Annotated in this window: 14 protein-coding genes; 5 read left to right on the top strand and 9 right to left on the bottom strand. The window is 69.9% G+C overall.

Annotation, left to right across the window (positions count from 1 at the left end; all coding sequences use genetic code 11):
- The first annotated feature begins 104 nt into the window (after positions 1–104).
- Both FHR38_RS25180 and FHR38_RS25175 read left to right on the top strand, forming a co-directional pair.
- Entirely contained in the window at positions 105–611 is a 507-nt protein-coding gene (locus tag FHR38_RS25180) for a hypothetical protein (RefSeq protein WP_184536980.1), read from the top strand.
- The gene (locus tag FHR38_RS25175) at positions 608–1,372 is read left to right on the top strand and encodes an NIPSNAP family protein (protein ID WP_184536979.1); all 765 of its coding nucleotides are present in this window, start codon (positions 608–610) and stop codon (positions 1,370–1,372) included. Before FHR38_RS25180 ends, FHR38_RS25175 begins: the two co-directional genes overlap by 4 nt.
- Before the next feature lie 169 nt (positions 1,373–1,541).
- Here the strand turns inward: FHR38_RS25175 and FHR38_RS25170 are convergent, their stop codons facing one another.
- The 6 genes from FHR38_RS25170 to FHR38_RS25145 form a co-directional block, all read right to left on the bottom strand.
- Positions 1,542–2,006 carry a GNAT family N-acetyltransferase gene (locus FHR38_RS25170; protein ID WP_184536978.1) on the bottom strand — a complete coding sequence of 155 codons (465 nt, stop codon included), beginning with the start codon at positions 2,004–2,006 and terminating at the stop codon, positions 1,542–1,544.
- Between the two features lie 62 nt (positions 2,007–2,068).
- Positions 2,069–3,055, bottom strand: coding sequence for a hypothetical protein (locus tag FHR38_RS25165; protein ID WP_184536977.1), 987 nt, complete (start codon positions 3,053–3,055; stop codon positions 2,069–2,071).
- A gap of 1 nt (position 3,056) precedes the next feature.
- Positions 3,057–5,669 (bottom strand): FtsK/SpoIIIE domain-containing protein, encoded by a 2,613-nt coding sequence (locus FHR38_RS25160; protein WP_184536976.1) that lies wholly within the window; start codon positions 5,667–5,669, stop codon positions 3,057–3,059.
- Positions 5,670–6,107: 438 nt separating this feature from the next.
- A complete protein-coding gene (locus FHR38_RS25155) occupies positions 6,108–6,383 on the bottom strand; it encodes a hypothetical protein (RefSeq protein WP_184536975.1) in 276 nt (91 codons plus the stop codon).
- Positions 6,384–6,419: 36 nt separating this feature from the next.
- Positions 6,420–6,737: a hypothetical protein gene (locus tag FHR38_RS25150; RefSeq protein ID WP_184536974.1), complete on the bottom strand. Its 318-nt coding sequence runs from the start codon at positions 6,735–6,737 to the stop codon at positions 6,420–6,422.
- 32 nt (positions 6,738–6,769) lie between these two features.
- Positions 6,770–7,306 carry a GNAT family N-acetyltransferase gene (locus FHR38_RS25145; RefSeq protein ID WP_184536973.1) on the bottom strand — a complete coding sequence of 179 codons (537 nt, stop codon included), beginning with the start codon at positions 7,304–7,306 and terminating at the stop codon, positions 6,770–6,772.
- 89 nt (positions 7,307–7,395) lie between these two features.
- Between FHR38_RS25145 and FHR38_RS25140 the strand changes: the two genes are divergently transcribed.
- A complete protein-coding gene (locus tag FHR38_RS25140; protein ID WP_312882399.1) occupies positions 7,396–8,901 on the top strand; it encodes a M1 family metallopeptidase in 1,506 nt (501 codons plus the stop codon).
- Between the two features lie 60 nt (positions 8,902–8,961).
- On the opposite strand, the gene FHR38_RS25135 is transcribed toward FHR38_RS25140, so the two are convergent.
- Positions 8,962–10,401 carry an FAD-dependent monooxygenase gene (locus FHR38_RS25135; protein WP_184536972.1) on the bottom strand — a complete coding sequence of 480 codons (1,440 nt, stop codon included), beginning with the start codon at positions 10,399–10,401 and terminating at the stop codon, positions 8,962–8,964.
- 112 nt (positions 10,402–10,513) lie between these two features.
- Here FHR38_RS25135 and FHR38_RS25130 point away from each other — a divergent pair, with 112 nt between their 5' ends.
- Complete coding sequence (locus tag FHR38_RS25130; RefSeq protein ID WP_184536971.1) at positions 10,514–11,137, top strand: TetR/AcrR family transcriptional regulator; 624 nt, start codon at positions 10,514–10,516, stop codon at positions 11,135–11,137.
- 19 nt (positions 11,138–11,156) lie between these two features.
- The gene (locus tag FHR38_RS25125; protein ID WP_184536970.1) at positions 11,157–11,465 is read left to right on the top strand and encodes a hypothetical protein; all 309 of its coding nucleotides are present in this window, start codon (positions 11,157–11,159) and stop codon (positions 11,463–11,465) included.
- 143 nt (positions 11,466–11,608) lie between these two features.
- Here the strand turns inward: FHR38_RS25125 and FHR38_RS25120 are convergent, their stop codons facing one another.
- Both FHR38_RS25120 and gltB read right to left on the bottom strand, forming a co-directional pair.
- Entirely contained in the window at positions 11,609–13,147 is a 1,539-nt protein-coding gene (locus FHR38_RS25120) for a glutamate synthase subunit beta (protein ID WP_184536969.1), read from the bottom strand.
- Positions 13,140–17,885, bottom strand: coding sequence for a glutamate synthase large subunit (gene gltB, locus FHR38_RS25115; protein WP_184536968.1), 4,746 nt, complete (start codon positions 17,883–17,885; stop codon positions 13,140–13,142). The genes FHR38_RS25120 and gltB overlap by 8 nt, the downstream gene beginning before the upstream one ends.
- Positions 17,886–18,007: the final 122 nt, after the last annotated feature.

Genomic DNA, 18,007 nt, shown 5'->3' with positions numbered 1-18,007 from the left:
TGTGCCGCGATCTGCTGACACACCCTGTCAGGGAAGCCTGGCTAGCTTTCCGGCACCGGCCCGCTCGGGCCGGCACCAGACCCAGGTACGTGAGGACGACACAAATGACCAGCCCACCCATTCGTCAGCCCGGCGTCGGCGACTTCGACTTTCTGGTCGGTAGTTGGGAGGTAACCAACCGTCGCCTCGTACGGCCGCTGACCGGAAGCACCGAATGGGACGAATTCCCAGCCACCGCCGTGTGCCACGCCCCGCTGTTCGGCGGCGCCGCCAACCTGGACGAGATCACGTTCCACACCAAGGGCTTCACCGGCCTGACCCTGCGGCTGTTCGACCCGGAACTGCGGGAATGGTCACTGAACTGGGTGAACAGCCGTACCGGCCGGCTGACCCCACCCGTGGTCGGCCGCTTCGACGCGGATGGGGCCGGCGAGTTCTACGGCGACGACACCCACGAGGGGATACCGATCCGCTGCCGCTTCACCTGGTCGGGAATCACCCGGACGTCAGCCCACTGGGAGCAGGCGTTCTCGACCGACGGCGGCCACAGTTGGGAGACCAACTGGACCATGGCTCTGACCCGCACCGGAGAGGCTGGGGTGGCCGCATGATCGCGTCACGGCTCGCCGCAGTCGATCCCGACACGGCCACGGGACTGAACGTGCTCGAACTCCGGCAGTACACGTTGCATCCGGGGCGACGGGACGAACTCATCGAACTGTTCGACCGGGCCTTTGTGGAGTCGCAGGAAGACGTCGGCATGGCCGTACTCGGGCAGTTCCGGGACCTCGACGCCCGTGACCGGTTCGTCTGGCTGCGCGGCTTTCCGGACATGACGACGCGGCAGCAGGGGCTCACCGCCTTCTACGGCGGTCCGGTCTGGGTAGCGCACCGGGAGCAGGCCAACTCGACCATGGTCGACTCCTCGGACGTCCTTCTGTTACGTCCCGAACCGGTGGGTGGCGGAGACCTGACGGTCTCACCAGCGGACCGGTCACCGGTCGGTACGCCTGATCCGGAGCGGCTCGTCGTGGTGGCGACGTGGTTCCTCCCGGCGGAACCGGAGGAGGGTATCGCCCTGATCCGGGACGAACTGGTTCCCACCCTGGCCGGGGTCGGACCGGCACCACTGGCCATGCTCGTCACCGAACCGGCTGCGAACACGTTCCCCCGGCTGCCGGTCCGTACGGGTGAGAACGTGGCGGTGCTCGTCACGTCCTACCCTGACGACGCCGCCTACCGGCAGCACCTCGCCGCTGTACGGGATCAACCGGCCGTACGGGGTGGCCTCTCGCCGCAACTCACCGCGATGCAGGCCCGTCCCCCGCAAATCCTCCGCCTACGACCGACCTCCCGCTCGCTGATCCGCTGACCCACTGACCCACTCTCCCCGAGGGCGTTGATCATGAAGTTATCGCAGCGACACGCGGCTAGCGGTGGCGATAACTTCATGACCAACGGGGTCAGGTCGGGTGGAGGGTCAGGTCAACGGGAGGGCCGGTCAACGGGGCCGGTCAACGGGGCCGGTCAGCGGGGGCCGGTCAGCGGGCGGGGGTCCAGCGGGCCACCAGTTCGGCGCCGTCATCCTCGGTCTCGCCGGTCTCCACGAAGCCGAGCGACGCGTAGAGCGCACGGGCGGCGGTGTTCTCCGGCGGATAGCTGAGCGCCACGTTGGGGCAGTCCGGCTCGGCGGCGAAACGGTCGAGCAGCTGCCGTAGGGCGGCCCGACCGACACCACCACGCTGGGCGTCGGCGTCGACGACGAATCCGCCGATCCACCGGCTCCGGTCGTCGTCGACGCCCCACATGACGAAGCCGACCACCTTGTCGTCCCGGGTGATGGCGAGTGGCTGCCAGGTCGTCCCGTACGCACACAGGCAGAGGTAGTAGGTCACCGGCATGGCGAAGTCGCTCTGCTCGGGGCGTACGCGAAGCGCGGCGCACTGCCGCCAGTTGTCGGCGGTCACCGGTTCGAGGCGGATCACTGGGCTAAGGTCTTCTGACATCCGGGCATCATTATCGGCCGGTGGCTGTCCGGCCAGCGGTTTTCGATCGGTGCTGGCGGCTATCAGCCGCCGGGTCCCTCGGCGAGCACCGGGAACGCCCCGAGGACGCAGGCGGCGAGCGGTACGACGACGAAGCAGATCAGGAAGCCGATCCGCAGATGAGCGGAGGGCTGCTTGCCCACCGCCATGCGTGGCTTGCCCCAGACGTTGAGCACCAGGTAGCCGGCGAAGAACGCCAGCGTGGGCAGCCCGCCGCCGGCCCAGGCGATGGCCGAGAACCAGCGCCCGAAGTCCTCCTTCTCCGCCCGGGTGTCGAGCTGATGGAAGAGCAGCACGCCCATCGCCACGGCGAGCAACGCGAAGCCGCCGTAGATGACGAGTGCGCGGGCGATCGGCGACCAGCCGGGCAGCAGCGGCGGCTGCTGGGCCATCGTCTCGGCCCGCATCGCGGATTGGTCGGCGGCGTCGGCCGCCCGGCGGGCCAGTTCGAGAGCCTGTGCCGGGTCGACCGGCGCGGGCCGGGGGGCGGGCACCGGTCCGGCCGATGGTGCCGCACCGGCCGGTGCGGAGGCCGGCGGGGCTGGCCGCTGTCCAGGAAGCTGGGTAGGCGAAGCTGGCTGCCGTCCAGGGTGCTGGGCCGGGTCGGCGGGCAACGCCAGCCGGGTCGGGGCAACCGGCAGAGCCGGATGTGCGCCGGGGCCGGGCAGGGCCGGGTGCGGTTCGGGGGCGGGCAGGACGGGGTACGGCCCGCCGGGTGACGGTGGTGGCTGCCCCGGTGGCATGGCCTGGCCCGGGACACCCGACCAGCCGGTGGGTCCGGGTCCCGCCACCGGCCGCAGGTCGACCTCCAGTGCGGGCGGTGGCTCACCGATCGCCTGGGCGATCTGGTGCAGCCGCTGGCGCTGCGCCGCCAGCCGCTGGCCGAGCTGATCCGCGCCGGCCACCAGCACGTCGTGTCGCTGGCTGGTCGCCGCCGCGGTCCGCTCCTCGGCGCGCCGCAGTTCGTGCAGTTGCCGGGCCAGCGCCGCGTACTCGTCGAAGCTCGCCACGTCAGTACCCCTCGTCCAGCTCGTGTCCGGGGCGGACATACGGCACGATCAGCCGAGTCCGCTGGTCGTGCCGGTCGACCAGCAGCGCCCGGTTGGCCCGGGGCGTGTACGCCAGGTCGGGCACGCCGAGGTACATACCCAGCTCGGAGCCGGGGACGTTGAGCGCCACCAGGCAGGCGATGTCGTCCCGGTTGTACGCCCCGCCGAGGTCGTCGGCGAGCCGGCGCAGGCCACGCCACCAACCCAACAGGTGTACGCCGTACCCCGGTCCCTGGCGCAGCATGACCCGCAGATCGTCCAGGCCGGACTTGAAGGTATTCACGTCGCTGAGTCCCAGCGCCGCCCCGGCGGCATCCACCCCGAAGACCACCAGGTAGGTACGGCCGGCCCAAGGCTCGGCGGGCGGTTTGGCGTACTCCCCCACCTGTTGGCGCAGCGCTGCCGCGTCGAGCTGGGTCACCTGGTGACCGGCGGCCGCCAGTGCCGCCGAGGTCTCGTCGGCGACCGTGTCGGCGGTGGCGACCAGCGGGGCGAGCAGGAACCGGACGCTGCCCGGCTCGTGTTGCCGGGACACGCTGAGGGTCGCGGCGTGCAGCACGTCGGCACCGGTGGGTGCGGTGCCGACGATCGCCAGGTGCCGACCGGGGGTGGCGTCGAGCGGGAAGTACGCGCTGGACAGGTCCACGTCGACGACCCGGCCCACCAGGGCCAACGGCCGTCGTCCACCGGGCACCAACCCCCGGTACGTCGGATCGTCTTCGACGTGCGTCGACTCGTACCCCTTGAAGACGGCCGGCGGACGCGCGCCCGGCACGCGACGCTGCCACAGCTCGTGCCGCAGCGCGGCGACCTGCGCGCCGTCGGCGTGCGCGTTGGGGAACCGGACGACGGTGTTGGCGCGGGGCAGACCGGCCGACGGGTTGATCAAGGCCGAGCCGAGTGGCAGGCCGCCGGCGGCGTCGTTGAGTGGATCGAGGATGCTGGAGCCGCCGGGCAGCGCCACGCGCAGCGGGAACTGCCCGAAGATGGAGTCCTTCTTGCCGTAGAGCGCCTCGATGCCGGACATACTCTGGCTGGCGAGCACAAGGTGGATGCCGTACGACCGGCCCTTGCGGGCCAACTCCTCCAGCAGGGTCACCGCCTCGCGGGCAACCGCATCGTTGCCGGCGAACAGGACGTGGAACTCGTCGATGACGGCGACCACCCGGGGCGTGGGAGTGTCGCTGTCCCGGCGCAGGTCGGCCAGCTTCGTCACGCCGTGCCGCTTGAGCGCGGCGGCCCGCCGGTTCAGCTCCCGGCGCAGCTCGCGCAGCACCGCGACGCCGTACTCCCGGTCGGACTCGATACCGACCGAGCGGGCGTGCGGGATCCATGACGGGTCCCGGCCGGTCGGCACGAACTCGGCGAAGCTGACACCCTCCTTGAAGTCGAGCAGGTAGAGCGCCAGTTCGTCCGGCGAGTAGCGGGCCGCCAGCCCGTAGAGGACGTCGAGCAGGAAGACCGTCTTGCCGGAGCCGGTCCGACCGCCGACCAGCCAGTGTGGGGTAACGTCGTCGAAGGCCAGCTCGATCGGGGTACGACCGTCGCGGCCGATCATCGTGCGGAGGCCGTCCACGGAGGACTCGGTCCAGGGCTGTTCGGGTAGCAGGTCGGCGAAGCCCAGTGCGCTGGCCCGACGGACAGTGTCGCCCAGCTCGGCGGCGAGCCGGGCGATCAGGGCGGGCGGTGGGTCGCCATCGAGGCGGACCAGGGCAGCCAGCCCACTGCCATCGGCGCTGTACGACTCCCCCGGCGGGTCGCCAAGCTGCGCGTACTCGCCGATCATGCGAATCTGGCTGGTGTTGCCGAGCAGGGGTGGCGTGGCGCTCGCCGGGGACGGTGGCGGGTAGCCGGCGACGATCACGCAGACGCCGGCCGGCGCACCGGCGTGGGTGAGCGCGGCCAGCCGGGTCAGGTCGCGGCCCTGCGGTGTCGACGCCAGCACCAGCAGCAGTAACTCGTCGATGTCGCGGGCGTCGTGCTGCTCCACCCGGGCGTGCTCCTCCGCGATGTCCAGCAGGCCGCTGACGTCCTCTTCCGAGGTGACCGGCTCGGCCAGCACGCCCGCCGCGATCAGCGGCCGAAGCGGCACGAAGGTCCCACCGAGTGCGGCCGTGTCGGCGGCGAGTACCCGGAGTCGACCGGGACGGGCAGCGGCCAGCAGCCGGACGATCAGGCCACGCAGCAGCGCCGCGACCCGGGGATTCCGGGCGTCAGCGTCCAGCGCCAGGTGCGCCCCGCCGGCCAGCGACACCAGCGCCGGGAACATTCCGTGGACCGTGCCGGCCACGCCGAGGCGTACGGCCACCCGCCCGCGTAGGTCCTCGGTGCCGAACGGCGGAGGCTGGGCCGCGCCGTGGCCAAAGGCGGCGCTGTCGCCACCGAGCCAGCCGGTGGCGAGCACTTCGCCGAGGGCACGTAACCGGTGGACAGTGTCGGCGGTGATCCGGGCGGAGTCTTGCCCTGGCTGGCGCATCGCGGCTTCGTCTAGGGCGAGCCGCGCGGCGGCCAGGTGCGCCTGGGCATCCCGATGGGCCGTGACCGCACGATTGAAGGTGGCCTTCAGCCCGCTCACCGCACCCCCACCGTGCCGGCATCCTGTGTAGTCAGAGGAACACTAACCGAAGTTCGGAACAGCGCGCCAGTCCTAGTTGGGCGCGCAATATCCAACGTGCACCCGCTCCATACGGGTTACCCGAACCAGCTATTCAATTTGTCCCCCAGCGCATATCTGGACCAGCAAACCACGGCTCCGAGAGATCGAACAGCGATGGGTCGTCGACTGCCCAAATAGGTTCGCATCATGAGGGATTTCCAACGGAGCACCGCGTCCCCGATCCAAATCACAAGGATAATCGACCAAACTCAAGCCTTTGGGTCAGTGACAGCAGTCACGACGGCAACGAGAGCCACTACGGACGAACACACTCCTCAACTATTTAACCTAGCCACTAATCTTGAACCAACATCTCACGCCAGCCAGGCCCAGAGGTCAGACCGTCGCGTTCATGCATCACTGGGAGATCGGATTGCGAAGTCGCTTGACCAGATAGTCGACCACCTGGGGCGCATCCCCTTCTAATTCGAAGCTGCCGTCGTCACGGTAGATAACGAACCATCCGGGGCCGTCAACGAACACAGCAACGAGAATACCCTCGCTGTGTTCGTTGACGGAAAGCGCAAAACGGTGGTCAAGGTGGGGAAAAAGCTTTCTCAGAAGGTCGTCACGCGAGGCCAGAATCACGAGGTCACGAAAATCTTGCCTCTCTTCTTCTACCTCGCTGAGCAACGCGGCCCATTGGAACTCGACGGCGGTTCCTCGCTCCTAGGAGAGCTGAAGGCCCGAGAACTTAACGAAAGGATGGGCAGCGGCGAGGCTCTCCAGGTCGAAGCCCTCGACCCATCGCCGCGCGGAGTCGGCCGCTAAGGAGATATCGGGCGCCCGTCCGTGCGCCTGTTGCCGCCCGTTCCAGTTGAACGACAGCAGGTAGGAGCCATCGTTCGCAAGCACGTTTACGAACCGGTCCCCATGGGACAGGACGGCTACCGTAGCGTCGGCCGAACTACTCCCCGCCGTAAAGATCAGCGGCGGGGAGTGACCCAATTCGCTGTTGAGCGCACTGACAAGATCTTGTTTGGGCATCAACGTTTTCAATCCCTAGTCCAGCAGGCTCGCTACCTCTCATCAGACGGAGTCTCGGACAGATCTGCCCGGAGCAGGCTGTAGAGCACACCATCGCGCCAAGCACCATCACGGAAGCCGAAGCCACGGAGGACACCTTCGCGGGTGAACCCGGCCTTCTCCAGTGCCCGCTGCTCCGCCACGTTCCCGATCTCCGTACTGGCCTCGACCCGGTTGACCCGGGTGTGGGCGAGTAGGTACTCGGCGAGTAGCCGCTGGGCACGGGTGCCGTAACCTCTGCCCCTCGTCTCGGGTGCGAGCAGCGCCCCGATGTTCCAGCAGTAGCTCTCTCCTGGGGTCAGTATCTTGCGCCAGGAGACCAGGCCGACCCGGTCCGCGCCGGCACTGACGATCAGCAGCCCCCGGTCGTCGGCCAGCAGGCCGTTCTCGGCCCACCGCCTGCGGTACACGTGCGGATCGTGCCAGCCGTTCCACTGGTACGTACCACTCGCGGCGGGATCGTTGCTGAGGTCGTTGAGGAACGTCAGGTCGTCCTCGCGAACCGGCCGCAGTGACACTTCGACATTCATGATCGCCACATTACAACTCCTGATTCAGATGTTCACAGTTGTCGATTAGGTTGGTGGGGTTGTGCGTACCCGACGGAGGGAGCTCTCCCGTGCGACGAAGGATCGTGGCGGCGGTCGCCGCCCTGGCCATGACCGTCACCGGCACCACCCTGGCCGGCACCCCGGCGCAGGCTGCCCCGACGCCGGGCAGCCCCGGCATCGGCGACAGCTACTACCCCGACTACGGCAACGGCGGCTACGACGTCGAGCACTACGACATCCGGCTGCGCTACCAGCCGGGCACCGACCGGCTCACCGGCACCACCACGATCCTGGCCCGGGCCACCCAGGACCTGTCCCGGTTCAACCTGGACTTCGTACTGGACGTGTCGTCGGTGCGGGTCAACGGCTGGAGCGCCACGCACAGCCGCTCCGACGCGCACGAGCTGGTGGTCACCCCGGCCCGGACGATCCGGTCCGGGCAACTGTTGACCGTGGTGGTGCAGTACGCCGGCGTACCGTCCCAGGTGCTGGTCGACGGCTACACCGGCTGGCGGCGTACGGCCGACGGCGCGATGGCCGTCAACGAGCCGGAGTCGGCCTGGTGGTGGTATCCGAGCAACGACCACCCGTTGGACAAGGCCACCTTCGACGTGTCGGTCTCGGTGCCGGACGGCGTAGAGGTGATCAGCAACGGGGTGCAGCCCCGGCCGCCGATCGGCGAGTTGCTGGGCTGGACCCGCTGGATCTGGCGGACCACCAAGCCGACCGCCACCTACCTGTCCTTCCTGACGATCGGGCAGTACGACATCGTCACCGACACCGCCCCCAACGGGCAGCCGGTGGTCAACGCGTACCACGTGGGTCTGGGTGACCTGGCCGGGGCGGCTCGGGCCAGCATCGAGCGGACCGCCGAGGTGGTCGACTGGGCCAGCGGGCTGTTCGGGCCGTACCCGTTCGAGGCGCAGGGCGGGGTGGCCGGTCCGCTGGACGGGATCGGCTTCGCGCTGGAGACGCAGACCCGACCGGTGTACGGGCCGAGCTTCTGGCGGCGCGGCGCGAACACCTATGTGGTGACGCACGAAATCGCCCACCAGTGGTTCGGCGACTCGGTGTCGGTGGCTGACTGGCGCAACATCTGGCTCAACGAGGGCTTCGCCTCGTACGCGGAGTGGTTGTGGTCGGAGGCGCAGGGCGAGGGCACCGCGCAGGAGCTGTTCGACTTCACCTACGCGTACTACCCGGCTGATGACCCGTTCTGGCAGGTCCTGCCGGGTGACCCCGGCCCGAACCGGATCTTCCACAGCGCGGTTTACGACCGGGGCGCGTTGGCTGTCCACCAGATCCGCCTGGCGGTCGGGGACGACGCGTTCTTCCGGATCCTGCGAGCCTGGACGGCGCAGCGGCAGTACGGCAACGGCACGAACGAGCAGTTCCAGGCTCTGGCCGAGCAGATCTCCGGCCGGGACCTCTCGGCGGTCTTCACGACCTGGCTGTTCACTGCCGGCCGTCCGGAGCTGGCCGGTGATGCCACGGCCCAGGCTCGGGTGGCCACGCCGCCCCAACCGAAGTCCTGGGCGAGGATCCAGGAGGCACACCGGTTCCTGCCCCGCTGATCCGGTGGCTGTCCCGGTGTCCCATCCGACGTTCGACTCGGTTGGGACACCGGGCATAGCTCAGACCGGCAACCGGGTGCCGAGGTGGCGGGCCAAAGCGGCGGACAGGTCGGACTCGGGGCCACGCCAGGCGACGTGGCCGTCGGGGCGTACCAGGGTGGGGGGCACTCCCCGATTCACGGGGGTGGCCAGCCGTAGTCGGTCGGACCAGCCGCTGGTCGTGAGGCTGACCGGGGGCGGGGCGAGCAGGACGTATCGGCCCTCGCGTAGCACGGTGTAGAGGCGCTGCCCGTCACGCAACTCGACGTCCCCGGCCCGGGGCGCCCCCGGATAGTCGATCCCGATGCCGGAAATGGTGCCGGCCATGGCCCGGACGATCGGGGGCAGACGCAGCAGCAGCGCACCGAGCACGTTGCGGAACATGCGCCCGGCCCGGGGTCGGACCAGCGCGGCCCGGATGAGCGCCCCGCTGCTGCGCAGTACGGTCTTGCCGACCGGGTGTCGCTCGGTCTGGTACGTGTCGAGCAGGCCGTCGGGTGCCCAGCCCTGAATCACGGCGGCGAGTTTCCAGCTCAGGTTGGCGGCGTCTTGAAGACCGGTGTTCATGCCCTGCCCACCGGCGGGCGAGTGGACGTGTGCGGCGTCGCCGGCCAGGAAAACCCTGTCCACCCGGTAGCGCGGCACCTGCCGCTCGTCACTGTGGAACCGGGACACCCAGCGTGCTTCCTGGAGCCCGAAGTCGGTGCCGAACGCCCGGCGGGCGACTTCGCGTATCTCTTCGATGTCGACAGGTGCGCTGTCGGGAAGTTGGCGGTGTCGGTTCCAGGCGAAGATGCGGTGCCAACCGTCTCCGAAGGGGGCGATGAAGGCGAAGTAATCGCCGACGCCGTTGGCCATCACTACGTCTCGTGGGGCATCGGTCAGCCGGACGTCGGCGAGCATGATCGACCGTAGTACCGACGTGCCGGGGAACGGCAGGCCGACCGCGTCACGGACGGTGCTGTGTACGCCGTCGGTTCCCACGACGTAGTCGGCCCTGGTGGTGATGGTGGTGGTGGTGGTCTCGCCGTCGGTGTGTATGTCGAGTTCGACCCGGTCGGTGTCCTGCCGCAGGGTGCGTAGCTCGGCTCCCTTGATGATCCGCGCTCCGGCCGTCACCGCCCGGTTTTCCAGGATCCGCTCCACGTTGTACTGCGGGGTGACCAGTACGAACGGGAAGCGGCTCGGCAGTCGGGACATGTCGATCTGGATGCCACCGAAGAGGCGGAGGCGGGCAAGCGGGGTGCCGGTGGCGACGAGTTCCTCGGCCAGTCCCCGGGCGTCGAGCAGTTCCATGGTGCGGGCGTGTACGACGAAGGCCCGGCTCAGGTTGGACTCGTGTGTACGGCGTTCCAGGACGGTGACGTCGATGCCGGCGGCGGCGAGGTCACCGGCGAGCAGTAGGCCGGTCGGACCGGCTCCGACGATCGCGACGGTTGGTGGGGCAGGATTGGCAGCCATGTCGACCTCCATTGGGGAGCAGCATTTGCCAACACCTGTTGGCAACGATAGGACTCACTGGATTGGAGTGTCAACGATTGTTGGCAAACGGTTGTTGACCTAAGGTCGGGGCATGTCCGCTGCCCCCCGTCGATCGGACCGCACCAGCCGATCGGACCGCACCAGCCGCTCCGACAACAGCCGTCGATCCGACAGCACCCGCGCGGCGATCCTCGCCGCCGCCCGGGAACGCTTCGCCACCGATGGCTACGAACGCGCCACCATCCGGGCCATCGCCGCGGACGCGAGCATCGACCCGTCGATGGTGATGCGCTACTACGGCAGCAAGGAGAAGCTCTTCGCCACCGCCGCCGACTTCGACCTGCACCTGCCCGACCTCAGCCAGGTGCCCCGCGAGCAGATCGCGACCACGCTCGTCGGGCACTTCCTCAAGGTCTGGGAAGGCGACGAGACCCTTCAGGCCCTGCTGCGGGCGGGTGCCACCAACGAGAGCGCCGCGCAACGGATGCGGGAGATCTTCGGTACGCAGCTCGGTCCGACCGTGGCCAGCATCGTCGCCGACCCGGGCGAGGCCGGCACCCGCGCCGGCCTCCTGGCGACCCAGATGCTCGGCTTCGCCCTCTGTCGATACGTGCTGCGGCTACCTCCGGTCGTGTCACTGCGCCAGGAGGAGGCGGTCGCCTGGCTCGCCCCCACCGTGCAGCGCTACCTGACCTCGGACACAGCATCATCCTGACCATTCGGCAGTCGCCCCTGTGTCCGGTCTCCGTCCGACTGCCGAGGGCCTGACCCTGCTCGGGTCAGACGGCGGTGAGCGGCCCCGAGGCCTTCTGCGGCTGCTTCCTAGTGCGATCTGGTCGCTGATTCCCTCGACGAGCACCACGACTACGGCGGAGTCGACCTTCGCCAGGGCCCGGGCCGACGGGTTGCTCGCCTCGCGGGCCGACGCCGTCGCTCGGATTCAACCACGGACCATCTGGTCGACAGCTCCGCACCCGACACCGCTGGGCCGCTACGCCGTGGCCGACCATCTCCCGGACATCGACCGCTGGGGCGCGGCGTAGCCACCTGTGTTCCTGCTCTGGTGGACCGGCGGGCGGCCCTTTGCTCTGCCTCCGCATAGGAAACAGCCTGTCCGATGATCGGACAATCGCCGTCACCTCCCAGGGAGGCAGAGCAAAGGCAGCCGAGAAGTGCCGGACAGCCGCTACGGGCGCACCGCCAGCGGCCGGGCCGAGGGGGAGACCGGAGCGGGCAGGGTGCCGAGCCCACCGAGGTAGGCGTGGATCGCCGCTGCGGCGGCCCGTCCCTCGGCGATCGCCCAGACGATCAGCGACGCGCCCCGGTGCATGTCCCCGGCGACGAACACCCCGTCGGTCGAGGTCTGCCAGTCCGGGCGGGCGTCGATGGCACCCCGTCCGTTGCGGGTCAGCCCGAGCTGGTCGAGCAGCGGCTGTTCCTCGGTCCCCTCGAAGCCGATCGCCAGCAGCACCAGGTCGGCCGGCAGCTCTCGTTCCGTACCGGGAACCGGGGTGACGATCCGCCGGCCGTCGCGTCGTTGCACGGTCACCTCGGCGATCCGGATCGCCCGTACCGCGCCGGTGCCGTCGTCGACGAACTCCTGCACCGCCACCGCGAAGACCCGTTCGCCGCCCTCCTCGTGGGCGGGATAATCCCGCAGGATCCACGGCCAGGTAGGCCACGGGTCGCGGTCGGCATCCCGGGTACGCGGTGGCTGCGGATACTGGTCGAGCTGGTGTACGCCGGCCGCGCCCTGCCGATGGGCCACACCCAGGCAGTCCGCCCCGGTGTCCCCGCCACCGATGATCACCACATGCTTGCCGGCAGCGTCGATCGGAGTCGATACCTTGCCCGAGCGCGAGGAGTGAGCTTGCGAGCCCCGCAGTCGCGAGGAAACGGCAGGCTCAGCCCCGCCACTGACCACCCGGTTGGCCGCGACCAGATGTTCCATCGCCTGATGGACGCCGCGCAGGGTCCTGCCCGGCGTCTCCGGGGTGTCCCGGCCGGCGAGCGCCCCGCAGGCGAGCAGCACCGCGTCGTACTCGGCCCGCAACTGCTCCGCGGTGACGTGCACGCCGACGTCGACCCCGGTCTCGAAGCGCACCCCCTCGGCGGCCAGCTGAGCGATCCGCCGGTCGATGTGTTCCTTCTCCAACTTGAAGTCGGGGATGCCATAACGGAGCAGGCCGCCGATCGCGTCGTCGCGCTCGTACACGGTGACCGCGTGACCGGCTCGGGCGAGTTGCTGGGCGGCGGCCAGTCCGGCCGGGCCGGAGCCGACCACCGCGACCCGCTTGCCGGTCGCCGGCGCGACCGGTGCCGGGGTGACCAGGTCCCGGTCGAAGGCCCGGTTGATGATCTCGACCTCGACCTGCTTGATGGCCACCGGGTCGTCACCGAGGCCCAACACGCAGGCCGCCTCACAGGGGGCCGGGCAGAGCCGCCCGGTGAACTCCGGAAAGTTGTTGGTGGCGTGCAGCGCCTCGATCGCCGCCGCCCAGCCACCGGTACGGACCAGGTCGTTCCAGTCCGGGATGCGGTTGCCCAGCGGGCAGCCGTCGTGGCAGAACGGGATGCCGCAGTCCATACACCGGGTGGCCTGCTGTCGGGTCAGTTCCTCGTCGGCCGGCGGATAGACCTCCCGCCAGTCGGCGATGCGCACCGGCACCGGCCGGCGGGCCGGCAACTGCCGTCCGTGGCGCAGAAAACCACTGGGGTCAGGCACGAGCCACCTCCTGGGACGCCCGCTGGGCGGGGGCGACCGGTGCGGCCGGGCCGGTCGCCGGGGCGGCCAGCGCGGTCATCACCGCGTCGTCGACGTCGTGGCCGGCGGCTTCGGCGGCCCGCATGATCTCCATTACCCGCTTGTAGTCCCGGGGGACCACGGCGGTGAACTCCTCGACCGTCTCCGGCCAGTGCTTGAGCAGCTGCTCGGCCAGGGCAGAGTCGGTCTCGGCGAAGTGCCGCTGCACCAGGTTGTGCAGGGTCACCCGCTCGTCGTCGGTCAGCGGCGCGAGGTCGACCAGTTCGGTGTTGACCCGACGCCGGTCCAGCCGCCAGACGAACGCCGTACCGCCGGACATGCCGGCGGCGAAGTTGCGTCCGGTCGGCCCGAGCACCACCACCGTGCCGCCGGTCATGTACTCGCAACCGTGGTCGCCGACTCCTTCGACCACGGTCACCGCGCCGGAGTTGCGGACCGCGAACCGCTCCCCCACCCGGCCGCGCAGGAACACCTCACCGGCGGTGGCTCCGTACAGGATGGTGTTGCCGGCGATGATCTGGTCCTCGGCGCGCACCCCCGGGGCGGCGTCGGCGCTGACGAACGGCGCGGCGGCGTCCGGCCGGACCACGATCCGCCCGCCGGAGAGCCCCTTGCCGAGGTAGTCATTGGCATCGCCGTACAACCGCAGGGTCACCCCGGCCGGCAGGAACGCGCCGAGCGACTGGCCGGCGGTGCCGTGCAGGGCGAACTCGATGGTGTCCGTCGGCAGGCCGACTCCGCCGTACCGCCGGGTCACCTCACCGCCGAGCATCGCACCGACGCTGCGGTGCTCGTTGCGTACCGGCACCTCGGCCCGGACCGGCGTGCCGTCGCGCAGCGCCGGCTCGGCGAGTGTCAGCAGTTCGTTGTCCAGCGCCTGCGCCAGGCCGTGGTCCTGGGCCCGGATGCCGCGCCGGGCCGCGTCCGCCGGCAGTTCCGGGAGCTGGAGTACGGGCCGCAGGTCCAGCCCGCTGGCCTTCCAGTGCGCCACCGCCGGGGCGAAGTCGAGCAGCTCGGTCTGTCCGATCGCCTCTTCGAGGGTGCGGAAGCCCAACTCGGCCAGGTAGCCACGGACCTCCTCGGCGAGGAAGAGGAAGAAGTTTTCCACGAACTCCGGCTTGCCGGTGAACCGCTCACGCAGCACCGGGTTCTGGGTGGCGATGCCGACCGGGCAGGTGTCCAGGTGGCAGACCCGCATCATCACGCAGCCGGAGACGATCAGCGGGGCGGTGGCGAAGCCGTACTCCTCCGCGCCGAGCAGCGCCGCGACCAGTACGTCCCGGCCGGTCTTGAGCTGACCGTCGACCTGGACGGTGACCCGGTCGCGCAGCCGGTTGAGCAGCAGGGTCTGCTGCGCCTCGGCGAGCCCCAGCTCCCACGGCGTACCGGCGTGCTTGAGCGAGTTGAGCGGGGACGCGCCGGTGCCACCGTCGTGCCCGGAGATCAGGATGACGTCGGCCTTGAGCTTGGCCACCCCGGCGGCGACGGTGCCGACGCCGATCTCGCTGACCAGTTTGACGTGCACCCGGGCGGCCGGGTTGACGCACTTGAGGTCGTGGACGAGCTGGGCCAGGTCCTCGATGGAGTAGATGTCGTGGTGTGGCGGCGGGGAGATCAGCCCGACGCCCGGGGTGGCATGTCGGGTACGGGCGATCCACGGCCAGACCTTGTTGCCGGGCAGCTGCCCGCCCTCGCCCGGCTTGGCCCCCTGCGCCATCTTGATCTGGAGGTCGTCGGCGTTGACCAGGTATTCGCTGGTCACGCCGAACCGGCCGCTGGCGATCTGCTTGATGGCCGAGCGCCGCTGCGGGTCGTGCAGCCGGTCGACGTCCTCGCCGCCCTCGCCGGTGTTGGATTTGCCGCCGAGGCGGTTCATCGCCACGGCCAGCGTTTCGTGTGCCTCGGCCGAGATCGAGCCGTACGACATGGCCCCGGTGGAGAAGCGCTTGACGATCTCGCTGGCCGGCTCGACCTCGTCCAACGGCACCGGTGGGCGTACCCCGGTGCGCAGGGTGAAGAGTCCGCGCAGCGAGCCGGCCTGGGCGGCCAGCTCGTCGACCTCGGCGGTGTACTGCCGGAAGACGTCGTACTGCCGGCTGCGGGTGGCGTGTTGCAGCAGGAAGACCGTCTCCGGGTTGAACAGGTGCTGTTCGCCGTCGCGTCGCCACTGGTATTCGCCGCCGACGGGCAGCCGCCGGTGCGGCTCGGCGTCGCCGGTCACCGGCCCGGTCCGCGTCGGACCGCCGGGCACCAGGCCGACGGGAGCCGGTGGCCAGGCCAGCGTGTGCCGGGCGGCGACTTCGGTGTGGATCCCGGCCAGGCCGATGCCACCGATCTTGCCGGGGGTGCCGGCGAAGTAGCGCTGCACCAGCCGGTGGTCCAGGCCGACCGCCTCGAAGACCTGGGCACCGCAGTACGACGACACCGTCGAGATGCCCATCTTCGACATGATCTTCAGGACGCCCTTGCCGAGCGCCTTGACGTAGTTGCGGATCGCGACACGCGGGTCCACTCCGGTCAGCGCGCCGGTGGCGATCAGGTCCTCCACCGACTCGAAGGCGAGGTACGGGTTGACCGCCGCCGCGCCGTAGCCGATCAGGACGGCGGCGTGGTGCACCTCCCGACAGTCGCCGGACTCCACGATCAGCGCCACCCGGGTACGGGTCTGCTCGCGCACCAGGTGCTGGTGCACGGCGGCGGTGAGCAGCAGGGACGGGATGGGGGCGAGGTCGGCGGTGGAGTCCCGGTCGGAGAGGACCAGGATGCGGACCCCGTCCTCGATCGCCTCGGAGACGTGCCGGCAGATCTCGGTCAGCCGGCCCTTGAGACCGGCCGCGCCGTCCCGGATCCGGTAGAGCCCGGAGACCCGTACCGCCTTGAAGCCGGGCAGGTCACCGTCCTCGTCGATGGAGAGGATCTTGGCCAGCTCGTCGTTGTCGATCACCGGGTACGGCAGCACGATCTGCCGGCAGCTCGCCGGGCCCGGGTCGAGCAGGTTGCCCTCCGGACCGATGGTGGACTGGAGGCTGGTGACCAACTCCTCCCGGATCGCGTCCAGCGGCGGGTTGGTCACCTGGGCGAAGAGTTGGTGGAAGTAGTCGTAGAGCAGCCGGGGCCGGGTAGACAGGGGCGCGATCGGGGTGTCGGTGCCCATCGAGCCCAGCGGCTCCGCCCCGGTACGCGCCATCGGGCCGAGCAGGATCTTCAGCTCCTCCTCGGTGTAGCCGAAGGTCTGCTGGCGACGGCGTACCGAGTCGTGGGTGTAGACGATGTGCTCCCGGGGCGGCAGATCGGCCAGCTCGATGAGTCCGGCGTGCAGCCAGTCGACGTACGGCGCGGCAGCGGCCAGCTCCGCCTTGATCTCGTCGTCGTGCACGATTCGGCCAGCCACCGTGTCGACCAGGAACATCCGGCCCGGTTGCAGCCGCCCCTTGGCCACCACCGTGGCCGGGTCGAGGTCCAGTACGCCCGCCTCGCTGCCCAGCACCACCAGCCCGTCGGTGGTCTGCCACCAGCGGCCGGGGCGCAGCCCGTTGCGGTCCAACACCGCCCCGACCTGGGAGCCGTCGGTGAAGGCGACCGACGCCGGCCCGTCCCAGGGTTCCATGAGGCTGGCGTGGAAGCGGTAGAAGGCCCGCTTCGCCGGATCCATCTCCGGGTCGTTCTCCCAGGCTTCCGGGATCATCATCAGCACCGCGTGCGGCAGGCTGCGGCCGGCCAGGTGCAGCAGCTCCAGGACCTCGTCGAAGTTGGCCGAGTCGGAGCCGCCCGGGGTGCAGACCGGGAAGAGCCGCCTGATGCTGCCGGGGAGGTCCGGGCTGGCCAGCAGCGCCTCGCGGGCCTGCATCCAGTTCTTGTTTCCCCGGATGGTGTTGATCTCGCCGTTGTGCGCGACGAACCGGAACGGGTGCGCCAGCGGCCAGGAGGGGAAGGTGTTGGTGGAGAACCGGGAGTGCACCAGGGCGATGGCGCTGGCGATCCGCTGGTCGGTCAGGTCCGGGAAGAAGGCCGGTAACTGGTCCGGGGTCAGCATTCCCTTGTAGACCATCGTGCGGGCCGACAGCGACGGGAAGTACACCGGGATGCCGCGCTCGGCGGTCTCCCGCTCGGTCTGCTTGCGTACCGCGAAGGCAACCCGGTCCAGGTCGATCCCGGTCAACGCGTCCCCGGCCCGACCGGCCGGGCTGTCGGTGAGCCGGTGCGCGGCGAGGAAGACCTGCCGGATCGCCGGGCGGGCGTCGAGCGCGGTCACGCCGAGGTCGTCGGGGCATACCGGCACCTCTCGCCAGCCGAGGACCTCAATTCCCTCGACCAGCGCGTACTTCTCCAGTACGGTGCGGGCGCGCGCCTCGGCGGCGGGCTCGGCCGGGACGAAGACCAGGCCGGTGGCGTACTGCCCGGCGGGAGGGAGGGGAAAGTCGACGACCGCCCGCAGGAAGGCGTCCGGCACCTGGATCATGATCCCCGCGCCGTCGCCGGTGTTCTCCTCGGCTCCCCGGGCACCCCGGTGGTCGAGCCGACGCAGCGCGGACAGTCCCTTGGCCACGACGTCGTGCGAGCGACGACCGTGCAGGTCCGCGACGAAGGCCACCCCGCAGGCGTCGCGCTCCTGGGCCGGGTCGTACAGACCGGCGGCCTGCGGAACCGGCTGGTCACGGTCTGGCGTGAGGTGCGGTCGCTGAGGGTACGGAAGGGCCACCGGGCCTCCTGTCGTCACGGGTCTTCATTCCTGGTCGGGACGACGTCGGCCCTGCGGTGTTGCTGAGTCTACGTTAGGGCACAGCCGGCATTACCAGTAAAGATTGATCACACGTCCACGAT

The organism is Micromonospora polyrhachis, from assembly GCF_014203835.1.
Taxonomy (GTDB): Bacteria; Actinomycetota; Actinomycetes; order Mycobacteriales; family Micromonosporaceae; genus Micromonospora_H; species Micromonospora_H polyrhachis.
The sequence above is the reverse complement of the archived record's forward strand: the minus strand, read 5'-3'. Positions and strand labels throughout refer to the sequence as shown.

What these genes read in the sequence shown, in the direction of transcription:
- FHR38_RS25135 (WP_184536972.1), bottom strand. Translation starts at nt 10,401, where the DNA reads ATGGCTGCCAATCCTGCCCCACCAACCGTCGCGATCGTCGGAGCCGGT.
- FHR38_RS25145 (WP_184536973.1), bottom strand. Translation starts at nt 7,306, where the DNA reads ATGAATGTCGAAGTGTCACTGCGGCCGGTTCGCGAGGACGACCTGACG.
- FHR38_RS25180 (WP_184536980.1), top strand. Translation starts at nt 105, where the DNA reads ATGACCAGCCCACCCATTCGTCAGCCCGGCGTCGGCGACTTCGACTTT.
- FHR38_RS25150 (WP_184536974.1), bottom strand. Translation starts at nt 6,737, where the DNA reads ATGCCCAAACAAGATCTTGTCAGTGCGCTCAACAGCGAATTGGGTCAC.
- FHR38_RS25170 (WP_184536978.1), bottom strand. Translation starts at nt 2,006, where the DNA reads ATGTCAGAAGACCTTAGCCCAGTGATCCGCCTCGAACCGGTGACCGCC.
- FHR38_RS25175 (WP_184536979.1), top strand. Translation starts at nt 608, where the DNA reads ATGATCGCGTCACGGCTCGCCGCAGTCGATCCCGACACGGCCACGGGA.
- FHR38_RS25130 (WP_184536971.1), top strand. Translation starts at nt 10,514, where the DNA reads ATGTCCGCTGCCCCCCGTCGATCGGACCGCACCAGCCGATCGGACCGC.